Source organism: Sphingomonas pseudosanguinis (assembly GCF_052056765.1).
GTDB classification, from domain to species: Bacteria; Pseudomonadota; Alphaproteobacteria; order Sphingomonadales; family Sphingomonadaceae; genus Sphingomonas; species Sphingomonas pseudosanguinis.
On record NZ_CP189888.1, the window covers coordinates 447860 to 465539 of the forward strand.

Sequence of the window (17680 nt, forward strand, 5' to 3'; positions counted from 1 at the left end):
GGCGCGCAGCGCTGACGGAGGGGGGCTTCCGAAATGGACGCCACTCGTGAGACGCCCCTTCCCCCGTGTTTCGCACGCCCGCCCCGTACCGGGGGCGGATATTTGCGGTTCGGTTCAACCGTCCCTAATGCCACGCCATCTGCAAGGGGAAACGCACATGGCGCTGCACACATGGTGGCTCTTCGTCGGGGCCGTCTTCCTGCTGTCGGGTACGCCCGGCCCCAACATGCTGCACATCCTGACCCGATCGGTCGATATGGGGCTGAAGCGCAGCGTCGCCGCCATGGCGGGATGCCTGTTCGCCGTCGTGCTGGTGCTCGCCGCCTCCGCCGCCGGGCTGACCACGTTGCTGCTCGCGCTGCCCGGCGCGTTCGAGGTGATCCGCTATGCCGGCGTCGCCTATCTTCTGTATCTGGGCATCAAGGCATGGCGGGCGGACATCGCACCGCTCGATGTCAGCGAGGCCGTGCTGCCGCGCAGCCTGTCGCGCACCGCACTGTTCCGTGGCGGTTTCCTCATCGGCATCAGCAATCCCAAGCTGATCCTGTTCGCGGTCGCCTTCCTGCCGCAGTTCATCAATCCCACCCGCGCGCAGGTCCCGCAGTTCGCGACGCTGGTCGCGACCTTCGCGGTGATCGAGGCCTTTTGGTACGGCGTCTATGCGCTAGGCGGCCGTTCGCTGTCGCGCTACCTCGCCAAACCGGCAGTAAAGCGCGCCTTCAACCGTATGACCGGCGCGATCTTCGTCGGCTTCGGCTTGGCGCTACTGCGGGTCAAGCCGGCCTGACCCGCAAGCCCGCGCGTCACTTCGCCGCGCTGACCCGCCACACGACATTGCCGACGTCATCGGCGACCAGCAGGCCGCCCGCCTTGTCGACGATCACGCCGACCGGCCGGCCCCGCGCCTCGCCCTTGGCGTCGAGGAAGCCGCCGACCACGTCGATCGGCTTGGCGCCCGCCACGGGGAACCCGTTGGCGCCGAACGGCACGAACACGACCTTGTAGCCCGAGGCAGGCTTGCGGTTCCACGACCCATGCTCGCCGACGAACGCACCGCGCGCGAAGCGGTCGCCGAGCCTGGCATTTTGCGAGAAGGTCAGGCCCAGCGCGGCGACATGCGGCCCCAGCGCATAATCGGGGCGCTTCACATATTGCTGGAGCGCGGGATTGGCCGGCTCGACCCGATCATCGGGATAGCCACCCCAGTAATACCAGGGCCAGCCGAAATGGTCGCCGAACTCGACCTGGGTCAGATAGTCGGGCGCGAGGTCGGAGCCGAGCATGTCGCGCTCATTGACCACCGTCCACAACCGGTTGTTGATCGGGTTGAGCGCCATGCCGACCGGATTGCGCAGGCCGCCGGCATACACGCGCCAATTCTTGTCGTTCGGCCAGACCTGCAGGATCGTCGCGCGGAATTTCTCGGCATCCATGCCGTTCTCGGCGATGTTGCTGGCCGAGCCGACCGAGACATAGAGGGTCTTGCCGTCTTCCGCCGCGATCACGTTGCGCGCCCAGTGATTGCCCCCGCCGCGCAACGGCACGACCTTTTCGGGCTTGGCGGTGATCTGCGTCTCGCCCTCGCGGTACGGTACGCGCACCAGCGCATCGGTGTTGGCGATGTAGAGATAGCCCTCGAAGAACACCATGCCGAAGGGCGAGTTCAGCCCGGTCATGAAGGCGGTCTTCATATCTGCCTTGCCGTCGCCATTGGTGTCGCGCAGCAGCGTGATGCGATTGGCCGACGGCACCGCCGCGCCGGCGCGGCCGAGGAAGAAGTTCATCACCCGTTGCGTGATGCCGGCGGCGGGGCGCGGCGGCGAGTTGGTCTCGGCCACCAGCACGTCGCCATTGGGCAGTTCGTACAGCCAGCGGGGATGGTCGAGACTGGTGGCGAAGGCCTGAATCGCCAGGCCCGATGCAACCTGCGGCTTGGCCCCTTGCGCCCAGCCGACCGGCTTGGCGATGTTGACGGTGGGGATCACCTGCTCGCGCGGTGCGCTGATCGTCGGCTGCTTGCCGGCCACCTGATCGACGCTAAGCCGCGCGGTATCGGGCCAGGCCAGCCAGGCAATGACGGCGATACCGATCAGGACGATGATGCCGGAGACGATCAGGACGTGTTTGCGCATGTGCCAGAGATACGCGCAGCGCGGCATGGGGGGAAGAGGGTGTGCACCGGCCACGGGCCGATCCCTTGCACAAAAGGGTGGCCGCCGGTGTTTAGGGAGCGCACCGGCGGCCATCGAAGGCGCGAAGGTCAGGGAGTTATTTCGCGCCCTCGAACCGGGAAGCGTCGGAGCGGGCGATGCGATGCCTCAGGCCGACATACTTAACCTGTTGATTCGCTTGTAGCAGGCGAATTTTTATCGCGATAATGGATTAAGCCATCGTTAGTGATCGAGTGGGTGATTTGGGAACGGTCGTAGAGGGGCGTGGCCGTCGAATGCGCTCAGGCTGAACGGACGTTGGTAGAAGGCCCATTGCCCCTCGCCCCGTTTAGAGCGGGATAACGTCAGTTTGACCCAAGCCGTCATTGCGAGCGTAGCGAAGCAATCCAGAGCGTCTTGCCTGGACACTGGATTGCTTCGCTACGCTCGCAATGACGAATCCACCTCATGTCATCCTTCTCTAGCCTGAGCGCAGTCGAAGGCCACGCCCCAACCCCGCCATTCAACCGCTGATGATCAGCACCATGTCGACACGATCCAGCCCCGGCCCATAGCCATCCGCCGTCACGCCCTCGCTGACAAAGCCGAGCCGCTCGTAAAAGGCCCGGCTATGCTGGCTGGTGTCCAGCCGCACCGCGCGGACCTTTGCCTCGGCCGCCCGATCCAGCCGCGTGCGAACCAGTGCGGTGCCGATGCCCTGCCGATGCAAGTGGCGCTCGACCATGCCCCAGCACAGATGCGCGGTCCTTCCTTCTGCGTCGATCGCCATGCCGCCACAGCCGACGACCCGCCCGTCCTGTTCGGCCACCTGAAAGCCCCATGCTGCGGCCTGATGGTCGAGGAAATGGGCGAAGTCGGCCCGCTCGGACGGCGCGAAATAGGGGGCGCTGTTACCGTCGAACAGCCCCAGGCAGGCGTCACGGTCATCCGCCCGAGAGGCGCGGATCATTCGTCCACGGTCGCCACCGCCGGGTGCAGGCGCAGGCGATGGATGCGGCGCTCGTCCGCCTCGGTCACCTCGATCCGCCAGCCGCTGGGATGGTCGATGCAGGTGCCGACCGGTGGGACCTGCCCCGCCAGCACGGCGGTCAGGCCGCCCAGCGTGTCGACATCGTCCTCGGCTTCCTCCAGCACCGGATCGACCGCACGGCCGACCTCTTCCAGCCCGACGCGGGCATCGGCGTCCCAGGCCCCGCCATCGAGCGGCACCAGCATCGCCTGCGGCGCCTCGTCATGCTCGTCCTCGATCTCGCCGACGATTTCCTCGATCAGGTCTTCGATGGTGACGAGGCCCTCAGTCCCCGAATATTCGTCGAGCACGACCGCCAGGTGCACCCGCTTCTGGCGCATATCGGCCAGCAGATCGAGCGCGCCGCGCGACATGGGGACGTAAAGCGGATCGCGGATCAGCCCGGCGATGCTGGCGGGATGTTCCGCGCCGGTCGCCAGGATGTTGAACACGTCCTTGATATGGACCATGCCGATGATTGCATCCAGCGTCTCGCGATAGACGGGCAGGCGGCTGTGTCCGGCCTCCGCGAAGATCTGGACCATATGGTCGAAGGTCGTCCGCTCCTCGATCGCGATGATGTCGGCGCGGGGTACGCCCACATCGCCGGCATCGCGCTCGCCGAAATGGAGGAGGTTGCGCACCATCTGCCGCTCCAGCGGGGTCAGGTCGCCCTTGGCATCGGGGCCGGGATCGCCCTCATGCCGGTCGATCGCCTCTTCCAGCTGGTCGCGTAGCGATTCTTCCTGCTCCTCGCCGAAGATCAGGCTTTTCAGCCCGCGCCAGATACCATTCTCGTTGGAGTCACCGTTGCCGGTGCTGCTACTGGGGCCGTCGGCCATCGGGGGGTGTCAGTCCTCGCGCACTAGATAGGGGTCATCGATGCCGAGGCTGGCCAGCGCGTCGCGCTCGATCGCTTCCATCGCTTCGGCCTCGTCATCCTGCATATGGTCATAGCCTAGCAGATGCAGCACGCCATGCACCAGCAGATGCGTGGCATGGGTTTCGGTCGCGATCCCGCGTTCGGCCGCTTCGGCGACGCAGACGCCGTGGGCCAGCACGATGTCGCCGAGCAGCACTTCGCCATCGTCCGAATTCTGCGTCACCGTCGCGATCAGATCGGGCTGCACCATCGGGAAGGACAGGACGTTGGTCGACTTGTCCTTCTGTCGGTACTGGCGGTTGAGCGCGTGCACCTCGTCATCGCTCGTCAGCCGCACCGAAATCTCGATCAGCGCGGGCGTCGTCAGCAAGGGGCCATGCGGCGTCCGCTCGATCGCGGCGCGCGCGGCGCGGGTGGCCAGCGCCTCCCAGCTCTGCTCGTCGCCCGACCAGGGCTCTTCGTGGATCAGCGCAATCTCGATCATTGGAGCCTTTCGGGGTCGGCCAGGTCAGTCAGGGCAAAATCGTCGCCCTTGTACAAGAGTTCCGCGTCTTGGCCAGGCGCGCAGGCATAGGCGAAACAATCGCCCATGTTGAGGCGGGCGGGGTGATGGCCCTTGCCGTAGCGGGCATGGGCGATAACGGCCTGTTCGGCTTCCTCGGCGCCGACCGGAAGGAGCCGGAGGTCGAGCGCTAGGCGAAATCGCTCGACTTCCGCCCATGCCAGTTCGACACTCGTGTCACGCGCCCGCCGTACGGCTGCCATCGTTTCCCAAAGCGCGACGGCGCTGGTCAGACGCTCGTCATGATTCTCCAGCCGCTCGGCGAGCCTGTCGACCTCGGTTTCCTTCAGGATGATCGCGACCAGCGCCGAGGCGTCGACAAAAATACTCACAGGCCGCCTGAAAGATCGTCGTAAAATGCCTTGTCGATGACGATGCCGGTCGGTGGCGGCAACGCCGAGGTGCGGTGCAGTTCCGCAATGACGTCGCGCAACGGGCGTCGCTCCATTTGATCAGGCTCGGCCTTGACCAGCAGTTCCGCGAGCGCCCGCCGAATCGCCTCCTCCTCGCTGACGCCCAGACGCCGGGCCGCGCGTGCGACCTGCTCGCGCGTGTCGGTGCCCAGCGTCAGCGGGGGATAGGGATCGCGTTCGGCCATGCATGCATCCTATCTCAGGCGTTCGGCCCTTCATAGGCGTCGACGATGCGCCCGACGATCGGGTGGCGGACGACGTCGGCGGCCGTGAAGCGGCTCATGGCGATCCCCTCGATCCCCTCCAGGCGACGCACCGCATCGGCCAGGCCGGAGGCGGGCACGCCGCCGGGCAGGTCGACCTGGTTGGGGTCGCCGCAGATGACCATACGGCTGTTCTGGCCGAAGCGGGTCAGGAACATCTTCATCTGCGCGGGCGTGGTGTTCTGCGCTTCATCGAGGATGACGAAGGCATCCGCCAGCGTCCGGCCGCGCATGAAGGCGATCGGCGCGATCTCGATCTCGCCGCTGGCGATCCGCCGTTCCACCTGCTCGGCGGGCAGGCAGTCGTGCAGCGCGTCGTAGAGCGGGCGGAGATAGGGATCGACCTTCTCCTTCATGTCACCGGGCAGGAAGCCCAGCTTCTCGCCCGCCTCGACCGCCGGGCGCGACAGGATCAGCCGCTGGACCGATCCTGTGATGAGCTGCGCCACCGCCTGCGCCACCGCCAGATAGGTCTTGCCGGTGCCCGCCGGCCCCAGCGCGAAGATCATGTCGTTGGACACGAGCTCCTTCATATAATGCGCCTGGGCGGGGGTGCGCGGCACGATCGTCTTCTTGCGCGTGCGGATCATGATCGGCGGGGCGGAGGTGCGTTCGGCGCTGACGATGCCGTCGAGCGTCGGTTCGGAGGCCATCGCGATCGCGGCGTCGACCAGGCCGGTATCGACCTCCTCGCCGCGCTGGATACGCGCGTACAGGTCGTTCAGCACGTCGCGGGCCAGCGCGACCTGCTCGGCGGTCCCCTCCAGCCCGACGCGGTTGCCGCGCGCGGTGATGTAGACGCCCAGTCGATTTTCCAATGCGACCAGATTGCGGTCATATTGGCCGAACAGCTGCGCCAGCACTTGCGGCTTGTCGAAGCTGAGTTCCGCCCGGCTGCGTTCACCGGCCTGGGCGGGGAGGGGCTTGCGGCTCATGCGGTCCTTTCACCGTCAGTAGGTTCACCCAAGATGGGGTGGCGAGGATCGGAACGCCAGCGAAATTGCGTGACATGGGTGTGACGGGAAGACGGTTTTTTGCGCGCAGAGGCGCGGAAGGCGCGGAGAAGAAGAGCCCGGCGTGGCGGACGGGAGACATTCTTCTTCCTCTGCGCCTCTGCGCGATTGAGAAGATTTTGGTTCGCGCGGAGACGCGGAGGCGCGGAGAGGGTGTATCCAGCCGCGATCTTGGCCTGTCCGCTTCAGGCGTTCGAAAAATGTCTTCCGACTACGAGTGCCGGATACACTATCAGCGGGCGAGACATCTCCGCGCCTCCGCGTCTCCGTGCGAACAAAATCGCGGAAGTGCGGGCGTGGGCTTCGCTCAGCCTGAACGGCGGTCGAGGATGCGGACGGGGCGGGGTTACGCCGCAGCCTTCACCTTCGCTTGTCCGGTCAGCGAGTTGGGGCCGGCGGCGACCAGTTCGACTTCGATCAGGTCTCCGATCTGATGGTCGCCGATCAGGTGGACCGACTGGAGCCAGGGCGACTTACCGAGCATCTGGCCGGGTAGCTTGCCGCGCCGTTCGATCAGGACGGGGCAGGTCCGGCCGACGCTCGTCATGTTGAAGGCGTGCTGGTCGCGGTTGAGCGACGCCTGCAGCCGCTGGAGCCGCTCGTCCATCACTTCGGCCGGCACCTGATCGTCCATGGACGCGGCGGGGGTGCCGGGGCGGGGCGAATATTTGAAGCTGAACGCCTGGGCATAGCCCATCGCGTCGACCAGGCTCAGCGTGTCGGCGAAGTCTTGCTCGGTTTCTCCAGGGAAACCGACGATGAAGTCGCCCGACAGCGCGATGTCGGGCCGTACCGCACGGACCCGGTCCATCAGCCGCATATAGCTGTCGCGGCTATGCTGGCGGTTCATCGCCTTCAGGATACGGTCGCTCCCTGACTGGACCGGCAGATGGAGAAAGGGCATCAGGCTTTCGACATCGCGGTGCGCGTCGATCAACCCCTGCGTCATGTCGTTGGGATGGCTGGTCGTATAGCGGATGCGGTGCAGCCCCGGAATCCGGTCCATCTCGCGGATCAGGCCATGCAGGCCGCGATCGTCGGCGTCGTTCCACGCATTGACGTTCTGACCCAGCAGCGTGATCTCGCGCGCACCGGCGTCGACCAGCGACCGCGCCTCGTCCATGATCGCCGAATAGGAGCGGCTGACCTCCGCGCCGCGCGTATAGGGCACCACGCAATAGGTGCAGAATTTGTCGCAGCCTTCCTGCACCGTCAGGAACGCCGAGGGGTTTACCTTGCGGCGGCCCGGCAGATGCGCGAACTTCGACTCGACCGGCATGTCGGTGTCGAGCGCGGCCTCGCCCGCCGCCGCCCTGGCGACCAGATCGGGCAGGTTGTGATAGGCCTGCGGGCCGACCACCACATCGACCTTGGCGCGGCGGACGATTTCCTCGCCTTCCGCCTGCGCGACGCAGCCGGCGACCGCGATCATCGGCTTGCGGCCCTGTTCGCCCGCGTCCTTGCGCAGCCGGCCGATCTCCGAATAGACCCGCTCGGTCGCGCGCTCGCGAATGTGGCAGGTGTTGAGCACCACCAGATCGGCGGCGCTGGCATCGTCGGTCGTCGTCAGGCCTTGCGCGGCCATCAGCTCGGCCATGCGCTCGCCGTCATAGACGTTCATCTGACAGCCGAAGGACTTGACGTGAAAGGTCTTGGGGGATGCGGGCATCCGCGCTCCTTATCGCAAAACGGCCATGCTCGCCAGCGTTCCCCTATTCCTCCCCTGCAAGGGGAGGAATGTGAACGGCTTTAAAATCAGGCGTTGGCGATCCGTGCGCGGGCCTCGGCGGCCAGGGCTTTGCGATCGGGATGATCGGCGGGATCGAACGGGTCCAGATAGTGCAGCGTCACGCTGAACCGCCCCGGCCGGCGCAGCACGCGCCGGGCATGGGCGTCGCCGGGATCGCTGCCCAGCCAGGCGAGGTTGCCCGCTGCCGCGCCGTAATCGATCCTGACCGGCTGGATGCGGATGCCCGGCACCGGCGGCACCAGCGCGGCGAACAGGGCGGGCTTGAAGGGCAGGAGGTCCAGATCGTCGCCGGTGGTCCCTTCGGGAAAGATCGCGATCGGCTGATGCTCGGCCAGTGTCGCGCGGATGCTCGCCACCTGATCACCGACGCCCAGCCGGTCGTCGCGCGCGACGAAGACCGTCCGGTTCAGCCCCGCCAGCCAGCCGATCAGCGGCAGCGCGGCGACCTCGGCCTTGGCGACGAACCGCGTTCCCGCCGTACCCGCCAGCAGCAATATGTCGAACCAACTGAGATGGTTGGCCGCGATCATCACGTCGCGGCGGAGCGGCTGCCCGACAACCCGGATGTCCGCGCCCAGGATCACCGCCACCCGCCGCAGGAAACGGCGCGGCCAGGGCGAGGCGCGCCCCACCAGCCGCCACGCGCCGTGCAGCGGCAGCGCGATCAGCAGCGCGGCGACGATACACGAAAGGCGACCCGCTGCACGCAGGCCGCCTTTGCTGTCGGCATCGCGATGGGCGATGGCGGCCATCAACTCTTGCGGTCGAGGCTGACGCCGTAGAGTTCCATGCGGTGGTCGACCAGGCGGAAGCCCAGCTTCTCGGCGATCGCCTTTTGCAGCTGTTCCAGTTCCGGGTCGACGAACTCGATCACGCGGCCGGTCTCGACATCGATCAGATGGTCGTGATGCGCCTCGGGCGAGGGCTCGTAGCGGGCGCGGCCGTCGCCGAAGTCGTGGCGGTCGAGGATGCCGGCTTCTTCGAACAGGCGGACGGTGCGGTATACGGTCGCGATCGAGATGCCGGGATCGATCTTGGCGGCGCGCTCATAGACCTTTTCCACGTCGGGATGGTCCTCCGCCTCCGACAGGACGCGGGCGATCACGCGACGCTGTTCGGTAATGCGCAGTCCCTTTTGTGCGCACAGCGCTTCGAGATCGATCTTGCGGGCCATGATATTCAAACTCCTCGGGCTGGCCCCTCTCTACGCGCAAAGGCTAATTGCGAAAAGAGGATAGCGACTCGCAATAACTCGGATAGCGTGATCGGCTCAGCCGATGGCCCGCTGATAGGTATGCGCGTCGTAATGGCGGCCGTCCGCGCCCTTGTAATAATTGCGCCGCTCGCCGCATTTGGCGAAGCCGTGGCGGGTATAGAAGTGCACGGCGGGGTTGTTCGCGCGCACCTCGAGATGCAGCGTCACCACCCCGGCGGCGGCGCAGTCGTGCATCACGCGTTCGACCAAAGCGCTGGCGACGCCGCTGCGCCGATAGTCCGGCACGACGCCGAGCAGCAGCAACTCGGCCTCATCCATCACCGAGCGCACCAGCGCGAAGCCGGCGGGCTCCTCGCCCATCTCCGCCAGGATCAGTTGGATGCCGGGCAGCGCCATCACGCCCAGCAGTTGCGAACGCGTCCAGGCCTCGCCCCATTGCGGGTCGAAGGCAGCGGCCATCACCGCCTCGACCGCCCCGGCGTCGCGCGCGTCACCGGGACGCAACGAGAGGCTGAGGCTGGCCATCAGGTGGCGCTGGCCTCGGGCGGGGTGATGCCGCCGGGCAGCTTGGCATCGGGCGCGCGGCCATAGACCGGGCGCGGGGGCAGCGCGGTCAGCTCGGGGGGCAGGCGCCATGCTTCGGCCGCATCGGGCAGCGCCTCGATGGCCGGCAGATCGGGTGACAGCGCGGTCAGCCAGCGCACGCCGTTACCCACCGCGACCCGGCCATCCAGCGCGGCCAGCGCCGCGTCGGGCTTCATCGAGGCGAAGCCGGTCAGCAGCGTCAGATCGCGCGCGAAGGCCTGGACGAAGACCTCGCCATGCCCGCCCTCCAGCACGACCGACACGGCGTCGTCGTTACGGGCGGCGAAAGCAGCGGCCGCGACCAGCGCGAGCGAGTTATACCCGGTCGCGCTCACGCCCCAGCCCAGCGCCAGCCCGCGCGCCGCCGCGATGCCCACGCGGATGCCGGTGAAGCTGCCGGGGCCGCAATCGACCCAGATGCGCTCCGCCCGGCCACCATCGGGCAGCGCGGCGATCATCGGCACCAGCTTTTCGGCATGGCCGCGCCCGACCACGTCATGGGCGCGCGCGATCACCCGGTCGCCGTCGAGAAGGGCGACCGAGCAGGCGGCGGTGGCGGTATCGATGACCAGCGTGCGCAAGTGCGGCTCAGGCGATCCGATTGGCCTGCTCGAACGCGAGCCGGGGATTGCGCGGGTGCAGCGTGCTGCGATCGCCATAGCCGATGGTCGCGATGAAGTTCGACCGCACGCCCGGCCGGTCGGCGAAGAACGCCTTGTCCACCGCGCCCTGATCGAAGCCCGACATCGCGCCCGTATCCAGCCCCAGTGCCCGCGCGGCGAGGATCAGATAGGCCCCCTGGAGCGAGCTGTTGCGGAAGGCCGACGCCTCACGCAGTTCGGTATTGCCGTCGAACCAGCTCTTGGCATCCACATGCGGGAAGAGCTGCGGCAAATTCTCGTGGAAGTCCACGTCCATGCCGATGATGACGGCGGCGGGCGCGGCGCGGATCTTGTCCGGGTTGCTGCCCGTCGCGCAATCAGCCAGCTTGTCCTTGGCCTCCTGGCTCAGGCACCAGACCATGCGCGCCGGGCTCTGGTTGGTCGAGGTCGGCGGCATCTTCATCAGATCCCAGATCGCCCGAATCTCATCGTCGCCGACGGGCGTGTCGAGATAATGGTTGAAGGTGCGGCCTTCGCGGAACAGCCGGTCGAGGCTGGCGTCGTCGATCGGGTTCATCAGACCGCCCTGACTTCGGTGACTTCGGGGACATAGTGACGCAGCAGCTGCTCGATGCCGTTCTTCAGCGTCGCGGTCGAGGAGGGGCAACCGGCGCAGGCGCCCTGCATCTTGAGATAGACCTTGCCCTTGTCGAACCCGCGATAGACGATGTCGCCGCCGTCATTGGCGACGGCCGGCCGCACGCGCGTGTCGATCAGTTCGCGAATCTGCGCGACGATGTCGGCATCTTCGGGATCGTCGCTGAACGCCTCTTCCTCGCCCGGCACCGAAAAATCGGCTGCGCCCTGTTTGAACAGCGGCATCTGCGCTGAGAAATGGTCGAGCAGGATGCCGAGCACATCGGGCTTCACCTCCGACCAGTCGGTGCCGGGGGCGACCGTGACCGAGACGAAGTCGCGGCCGAAGAACACGCCGGTCACATCCCCCAAGTTGAAGATCGCCTCGGCCAGCGGGCTGGCGGCGGCTTCCTCTGGCGAGGCGAAGTCGCGGGTGCCGCTGTCCATGACCTTGCGGCCGGGCAGGAATTTCAGCGTCGCCGGGTTGGGCGTCGGTTCGGTCTCGATCAGCATGACCGCCATGTGGCCCGCCCGGCGTCGGGGATCAAGCGGGCAGGCGGAAAGGATGCGTTTCGCGACGCCAAGTCATCAAGCGGGTGGGCCATGATGCGAGTGGCGGTCAAAAGGCCGACCACCCGCCGTCATTGGCCGCGCGCCGTCGCACCGCCTGCATCGGGGTGGCCGGCACCGATCTGACGGGGGCGGCCGGCGGCATCGCGGCGAGGCGGAAGCGCGACACCGCCTGGTTCAGCTGTTCGGCCTCCTGCGCCAGGCTACGCGCGGCGGCGGTTGCCTCCTCGACCATGGCGGCATTCTGCTGGGTGACCGAGTCCATTTCGGACAGGGCGGTGTTGATCTGGCCCATGCCATCGGCCTGGCGCGCGGTGTCGTCGGCGATGCCGGTCATCAGCGTGCCGATCTGGCCCATGCCCTGGTTGATCCGGTCGAGCGCCTCGCCGGTCTGGCCGACCAGCGCGACGCCGGCGCGGACCTGTTCGGAGCTGGCGAGAATCCGCGCCTTGACGCTGTGCGCCGCCTCTGCCGAACGCTGGGCGAGCGCACGAACTTCGGAGGCGACGACCGCGAAGCCCTTGCCCGCATCGCCGGCGCGCGCCGCCTCGACCCCGGCGTTCAGCGCGAGAAGGTTGGTCTGGAAGGCGATGCCGTCGATCACGCCGATGATCTCGGCGATCTCGGTTGAGGCCTGTTCGATCCCGCCCATCGCGGCGCGGGCGCGGTCGACCACCGCGCCGCCTTCGCTGGCGTCGGTCCGGGTGCGTTCGACCGCCCGCGCGGCCTCGGTGGCGCCGGCGGCGGCATGGCGGACGGTGGCGGTGATCTCATCGACGGCGGCGGCGGTTTCCTCGAGTCCCGCCGCCTGTTGCTCGGTGCGCTGCGACAGGTCGTCCGAGGCCTGGCGGATGTCCATCGCCCCCGCATGAATGCCGCCCGCCGCCGCCGCGACCGAGGCCATCGCCGCCTCCAGCGCGTGCATCGCGCGGTTGAAATCGGCCTTCAGCCGCGCGAACGGCACGTCGAGTTCGGCATCGATCCGCGCGGTCAGATCGCCTTTCGCCAGCGCGGACAGACCTTCGCCGATGCTCTCGACGATCAGCGCGGTCTGCGCCGCCTTGGCCTGTTCGGCCTGGGCGAGCTGGTCGCGAAAGGCCGCCATAGACCGTGCCATCTCGCCCACCTCGTCGGCGCGACCGCCATGCGGGATGACGGCATCGGCCCGCCCCTCGGCCAGCGCGACCATCGTGGCGCGCAGTTCGTGCAAGGGGCGCACCACGGTGCGCAGCGCCATGAACAAGCCGGTCGCCAACCCCGCGATGGCGAGCAACAGGGTCGCGCCGATCAGGACCCGGCGGCCCTCTCCGGCGATCGCATCAGCGCGGGTGTGGAGCGTGGCGACCGCCTCTTTGAGGGCATCGATCCTGGCATCGGCGATCTTCGAGGCGCGACGCTCGGCCGGGCGCACCCGCTGCCGGAAATGCGCCATCGCGCCGGCCCGATCCCCGGTATTGGCCAGCCGCCCCACGATCGCTAGTTCGTCGCGCACCTGCGCCTGCGATTCGAGATAGTCGGGCGTCGCCGCGCGGCCGGTGGGGTCGTCGCGCAGCGCCGCCAGTTCGTCACCGAACGTCCCCAGCCGCTTGGTGAACTTGCCCAGGATCACCTGTCGTTCGGCAGCATCGTCCTCGGTCGCCAGGTTGAGCGCGTCGCGTTGCAGCGAGCGGCTGACCGAGCGCAGTTCGGCCAGGCGGAACATCGCCGTCTCGGCATCGGTCGCCGCCGCATTGGCGGTGGCCACCCGCGCCTCGATCCGCAGCGTGACGGCGGACAAGACGCCCAGCAACAGCATCGACACGAGCACCGGCGCGATCAGGCGTGCAGCGACACTCTTCAGAAACATGACAGTTCCATGACACAAAACCCTAGATATTAGAGTGATTTGCGCCTTTGTCTCTGCCGGGTTATCGAAAAGTTAACGCGGTCGTCGCGCCGTGCCGTTTCGTGTGGATTTGATGTCGATCAAGACGTCAGGAGCGGCCTCGGGCGGCCGAATGACGCCGCAACAGCGTCAGGATGGGTCGCGCCAGCCAGGGGCCGGGGCGGCGCAGCGGCCGGGCGAAGCGGACGCGCAGGATCAGCCGGGGGCCGTTCGCCTCGTTCCATGATTCGTGCGAGACGCTGTCGTCGAACATCAACGTCTCGCCCTCGGCCCAGCGGACGATGCGGTCATGGACACGCATCCGCACATCGCCGCTGCGCGGCACCGCCAGCGCCAGATCGCAGGTGATGAGTGCCTTGGTGACGCCGCGCCGCGCCGGACAATGGGTCGCGGCGGGCAGGGTGACGAACGCCGCCGATTCCAGGGCGGGGATATGGTCCAGCAGGGTCGCGGTGTCGGGACAGCGGGCCAGCGCGTCGGGCATGGCCGCCCCGCCCCGCCACAGCATCGCCTCACGCTGATCGCCGACCATCGCCAGCGCCTCGTCGCGCACGCTGGTCCAATGTTCGCGCAGAGGCGCGGTCCAGTCGAACTCCCGCACGTCGAGGACCGGGGCCGTCGACACCAGCGAGCAGGAGGCGATCAGCCGATCGGCCCAGCCCTGCAGGCCGCAGGCCAGGCGGCCGGCGGCCGGCGGCGCGTCATGGGCTTCGGCGAGCGGCGGCGTGACCAGCGACAGATCGGGGCGGGCGAACGCGGATGGGGGGGCGGCCCGCAGGGGTTCGCCCGATTTGTGCCATATTGCGCCCGGCGCATGACGCTGGACACCGGCATTCATCGACTTGGTCATAACGCTCCGCACATCCCCGGCCCGGCCCTTGCGACCGGGGCTTTCCTGTCCCGTGCCGCTGCGCCGACGCCATCCGGACTAGGCGTGATGTGGGTCCAAATGATGGCGCGGGACCGGCTTCGCATGGCCCGACCATGGCGATTATGGGGCGGCGACGATGCGCGGCTGGCGGTCCGGGGCCGGGCGCGATAAGAGGGGGCATGGCGTTTTCGTCCCGCGTGATGCGTGTTCTTGCCCTGCCGGTCCTTCTCGGACTGGCGCTTCCCGTCATCGGCCAGGCTCCCCAGTCGTCGCCGACCGACACCCGTTCGGTGCCGCAGGGGATGCCCGTCCCCGCGACCGTGGCCCCCGCGCCCAAGCCGGAGGGCGCGCGCGATCCGCTGGCGCCGCTGCCGCCCATTCCAGGCGTCGACCAGTCGGCCTGGCTCTACCGCGATTCGGACCTGCCGCAGGACAAGGCGTGGAAGTTCGGCACGCTGCCCAACGGCCTGCGCTATGCCGTGCGTCGCAACGGCGTGCCGCCGGGGCAGGTGGCGGTCCGCGTGCGGATCGATGCGGGTTCGCTCAACGAGCGCGATACGGAGCGCGGTTTTGCCCATCTGATCGAGCATCTGTCGTTCCGCGGATCACAATATGTGCCCGACGGCGAGGCCAAGCGCATCTGGCAGCGGCTGGGCGCAACCTTCGGGTCGGACTCCAACGCCTCGACCACGCCGACCCAGACCGTCTATCAGCTCGACCTGCCCGGCGCGACCGAGGGCGGACTCGACGAAAGCCTGAAGATCCTGGCCGGCATGATGGCCGCCCCCGCGCTGACCGCGCAGGCGCTGAATGCCGAGCGTCCGGTCGTGCTGGCCGAGCGGCGCGAGCAGCCGGGGCCGCAGGTCCGCTATTCGGACAAGGTGCGCGAGACCTTCTTCGCCGGCCAGCCGCTCGCGGAGCGCTCGCCGATCGGCCAGCTCGCCACGCTGGAGGCCGCGACTCCCGAGAGCGTTCGCGCCTTCCACGATCGCTGGTATCGCCCCGAACGCGCCGTGGTCATCATCTCGGGCGACCTCGACCCGTTATTGTTGGCGAAGCTGGTCGCCAAGAATTTCGGCGACTGGAAGGGCGTCGGCGCCAATCCGCCCGATCCCGATTTCGGCAAGCCCAAGGCCGATGCCCCCGCCGTTGGCGCGCTGGTCGAGCCGTCGATGCCGCCGATGGTCGCGATGGCGGTGCTGCGGCCGTGGCAATATCAAAGCGACACCGCGATCTTCAACCAGAAGCGCATGGTCGACATGGTCGCCGCGCGGCTGATCAGCCGGCGGCTGGAGAATCGCGCGCGCGCCGGGGGCAGCTTCCTGCAGGCCGCCGTCTCGCTCGACGACGTGTCGCGCTCGGCCAATATGACGACGGTCAACGTCGTGCCGATCGGCGACAATTGGGAGGCCGCGCTGAAGGATGTGCGCGCGGTCATCGCCGACGCGATGGCGACCCCGCCGACGCAAGCCGAGATCGACCGCGAACTGGCCGATTACGACGCGATCATGCGCACCCAGGTCGAAACCGCCCGCGTCGAAGCCGGTGCCAAGCAGGCCGACGACATGGTCGGCGCGCTAGACATTCGTGAAACGGTGACCGCGCCCGACACCAGCTATCAGATCCTGAAACAGGCGGTGGCGGCCAGGATGTTCACGCCGGAGACGGTGCTGGCCTCGACCCGCAAGATCTTCCAGGGCACCGCCACCCGCGCGCTGGTCAACACCCGCACGCCGCAGCCCGATGCGGTGGCGCAGCTGACCGCCGCGCTGAAGGCCGATGTCCGTCCGCTCGCCGAGGATCGCCGGCGACAGGGCAATATAACCTTCGCGCAGCTGCCCAAGCTGGGCACGCCGGGCAAGGTCGTCAGCCGCGAGCGTTTCCCCGAACTGGGTGTCGAAAAGATCGTCTTCGCCAATGGTGCGCGGCTGTTGCTGCTGGCCAATGACGGCGAGACGGGCCGCGTTTATCTGCGGGTCCGGTTCGGACGCGGCTATGACGCCTTGCCCGCCGGGCGCGAGAGCGCGGCCTGGGCGGCCGACATGGCGCTGGTCGCCGGGGGCATCGGCAAGTTCGACCAGGGCGATCTCGACCGGCTGACCGCCGGGCGGCGCATGGGCATGGACTTCGACATCGACGACGATGCCTTCGCCTTCAACGCGCTCAGCTCGCCCGACGATTATGCCGACAACCTCAAGCTGATCGCCGCCAAGCTGGTCGCCCCGCGCTGGGACGCGGCGCCGATCAACCGGGCCAAGGCGGCGATGCTGGCCGGCTATGAGGGCTTCGATTCCTCGCCCGACGGTGTGCTCGGCCGCGATCTGGAGCGGTTGTTGCGCGATGGCGATCCGCGCTGGGGCACGCCGCCGCGCGCGGTGGTCGAGGCGACGACGCCGGAATCGTTCAAGGCGCTATGGGCGCCGCTGCTCGCTTCCGGCCCGATCGAGGTCTCGATCTTCGGCGATGTGAAGGCCGATGACGCGATCAAGGCGGTCGCCGCCAGCCTGGGGGCGATTCCGGCGCGCAAGGCCGATGCCGGCCCGGTGCCGCCGATCCGCTTCCCCGCCCACGTCGCCAGCCCGGTCGAACGCACGCATAGCGGCCCGGCGGACCAGGCCTCGGCGGTGATCGCCTGGCCGACCGGCGGCGGTTCGGCCGATGACCGCATCCGCAACCGGCTCGACGTACTGGCGCAGGTCTTCGCCGATCGGCTGTTCGACCGGCTGCGTTCCGAGGCCGGGGCGAGCTACAGCCCGCAGGTCGCCAGCCAGTGGCCGATCGGCCTGCCCAGCGGCGGGCGCATGATCGCGATCGGCAATGTCGCGCCCGACAAGGTCGACCTGTTCTTCGCCACCGCGCGCTCGATCGCGGCCGACCTCGCCGCCAAGCCGATCGACACCGACGAACTGCAACGCATCAAGCGGCCGATGGCGCAGCGGCTGCTGCGCATGTCGTCGGGCAACCAGTTCTGGATGCAGCGACTGGGTGGTGCGGCCTATGATCCGCAGCGGATCGAGGCGACGAAGCGGCTGGCCGAGGATTTCGTCTCGATCGGTCCCGCCGACCTCCAGGCGGTGGCGCAGCGCTTCCTGCGGCCGGACACCGACTGGACGTTGAAGGTCGTGCCCAGGGCCAAATGATCCTCCCCGGTACGGGGAGGGGGACCAGCGAAGCTGGTGGAGGGGGCGTGCCGTAAAGCAATGTCCTGCGAGGAAGCCCCCCTCCGTCAGCCCTGACGGGCTGCCACCTCC

Annotated in this window: 18 protein-coding genes; 2 read left to right on the plus strand and 16 right to left on the minus strand. The window is 68.0% G+C overall.

The features are described 5' to 3' along the window. Positions 1-157 precede the first annotated feature (157 nt). On the plus strand, positions 158-787 hold the full coding sequence (locus tag ACQHGV_RS02020; protein WP_440979240.1) for a LysE family translocator: 630 nt from the start codon (positions 158-160) through the stop codon (positions 785-787). A 16-nt stretch (positions 788-803) separates the two neighbouring features. On the opposite strand, the gene ACQHGV_RS02025 is transcribed toward ACQHGV_RS02020, so the two are convergent. From ACQHGV_RS02025 to ACQHGV_RS02100, 16 genes are all read right to left on the minus strand, one after another. Further along, a complete protein-coding gene (locus ACQHGV_RS02025; RefSeq protein WP_440979241.1) occupies positions 804-2132 on the minus strand; it encodes a PQQ-dependent sugar dehydrogenase in 1329 nt (442 codons plus the stop codon). A 541-nt stretch (positions 2133-2673) separates the two neighbouring features. Then, complete coding sequence (locus ACQHGV_RS02030; RefSeq protein ID WP_440979242.1) at positions 2674-3120, minus strand: GNAT family N-acetyltransferase; 447 nt, start codon at positions 3118-3120, stop codon at positions 2674-2676. Further along, positions 3117-4022 (minus strand): hemolysin family protein, encoded by a 906-nt coding sequence (locus tag ACQHGV_RS02035; RefSeq protein ID WP_183952374.1) that lies wholly within the window; start codon positions 4020-4022, stop codon positions 3117-3119. Before ACQHGV_RS02035 ends, ACQHGV_RS02030 begins: the two co-directional genes overlap by 4 nt. Positions 4023-4031: 9 nt before the next feature. Further along, the gene (gene ybeY / locus ACQHGV_RS02040) at positions 4032-4547 is read right to left on the minus strand and encodes an rRNA maturation RNase YbeY (protein WP_409789215.1); all 516 of its coding nucleotides are present in this window, start codon (positions 4545-4547) and stop codon (positions 4032-4034) included. After that, positions 4544-4957: a type II toxin-antitoxin system VapC family toxin gene (locus ACQHGV_RS02045; RefSeq protein WP_440979243.1), complete on the minus strand. Its 414-nt coding sequence runs from the start codon at positions 4955-4957 to the stop codon at positions 4544-4546. The genes ybeY and ACQHGV_RS02045 overlap by 4 nt, the downstream gene beginning before the upstream one ends. After that, entirely contained in the window at positions 4954-5223 is a 270-nt protein-coding gene (locus ACQHGV_RS02050) for a ribbon-helix-helix protein, CopG family (RefSeq protein WP_183952371.1), read from the minus strand. Before ACQHGV_RS02050 ends, ACQHGV_RS02045 begins: the two co-directional genes overlap by 4 nt. Positions 5224-5237: 14 nt before the next feature. After that, a complete protein-coding gene (locus tag ACQHGV_RS02055; protein ID WP_440979244.1) occupies positions 5238-6236 on the minus strand; it encodes a PhoH family protein in 999 nt (332 codons plus the stop codon). 424 nt (positions 6237-6660) lie between these two features. Next, entirely contained in the window at positions 6661-7983 is a 1323-nt protein-coding gene (miaB, locus tag ACQHGV_RS02060) for a tRNA (N6-isopentenyl adenosine(37)-C2)-methylthiotransferase MiaB (protein ID WP_440979245.1), read from the minus strand. Between the two features lie 86 nt (positions 7984-8069). Beyond that, on the minus strand, positions 8070-8816 hold the full coding sequence (locus ACQHGV_RS02065) for a lysophospholipid acyltransferase family protein (protein ID WP_440979246.1): 747 nt from the start codon (positions 8814-8816) through the stop codon (positions 8070-8072). After that, entirely contained in the window at positions 8816-9238 is a 423-nt protein-coding gene (locus ACQHGV_RS02070) for a Fur family transcriptional regulator (RefSeq protein ID WP_042489602.1), read from the minus strand. The genes ACQHGV_RS02065 and ACQHGV_RS02070 overlap by 1 nt, the downstream gene beginning before the upstream one ends. A 96-nt stretch (positions 9239-9334) precedes the next feature. Further along, positions 9335-9805: a GNAT family N-acetyltransferase gene (locus ACQHGV_RS02075; RefSeq protein WP_440979247.1), complete on the minus strand. Its 471-nt coding sequence runs from the start codon at positions 9803-9805 to the stop codon at positions 9335-9337. Further along, complete coding sequence (gene tsaB, locus ACQHGV_RS02080; RefSeq protein ID WP_440979248.1) at positions 9805-10446, minus strand: tRNA (adenosine(37)-N6)-threonylcarbamoyltransferase complex dimerization subunit type 1 TsaB; 642 nt, start codon at positions 10444-10446, stop codon at positions 9805-9807. The genes ACQHGV_RS02075 and tsaB overlap by 1 nt, the downstream gene beginning before the upstream one ends. Positions 10447-10453: 7 nt before the next feature. Next, entirely contained in the window at positions 10454-11044 is a 591-nt protein-coding gene (locus ACQHGV_RS02085; protein ID WP_440979249.1) for a malonic semialdehyde reductase, read from the minus strand. Continuing rightward, complete coding sequence (locus tag ACQHGV_RS02090) at positions 11044-11616, minus strand: NifU family protein (RefSeq protein WP_440980109.1); 573 nt, start codon at positions 11614-11616, stop codon at positions 11044-11046. The genes ACQHGV_RS02085 and ACQHGV_RS02090 overlap by 1 nt, the downstream gene beginning before the upstream one ends. A 106-nt stretch (positions 11617-11722) precedes the next feature. Beyond that, positions 11723-13519, minus strand: coding sequence for a methyl-accepting chemotaxis protein (locus ACQHGV_RS02095; protein ID WP_440979250.1), 1797 nt, complete (start codon positions 13517-13519; stop codon positions 11723-11725). A 127-nt stretch (positions 13520-13646) separates the two neighbouring features. After that, positions 13647-14408 (minus strand): aspartyl/asparaginyl beta-hydroxylase domain-containing protein, encoded by a 762-nt coding sequence (locus tag ACQHGV_RS02100; RefSeq protein ID WP_440979251.1) that lies wholly within the window; start codon positions 14406-14408, stop codon positions 13647-13649. A gap of 200 nt (positions 14409-14608) precedes the next feature. Between ACQHGV_RS02100 and ACQHGV_RS02105 the strand changes: the two genes are divergently transcribed. Next, positions 14609-17569 (plus strand): M16 family metallopeptidase, encoded by a 2961-nt coding sequence (locus ACQHGV_RS02105; RefSeq protein WP_440979252.1) that lies wholly within the window; start codon positions 14609-14611, stop codon positions 17567-17569. Positions 17570-17680: the final 111 nt, after the last annotated feature.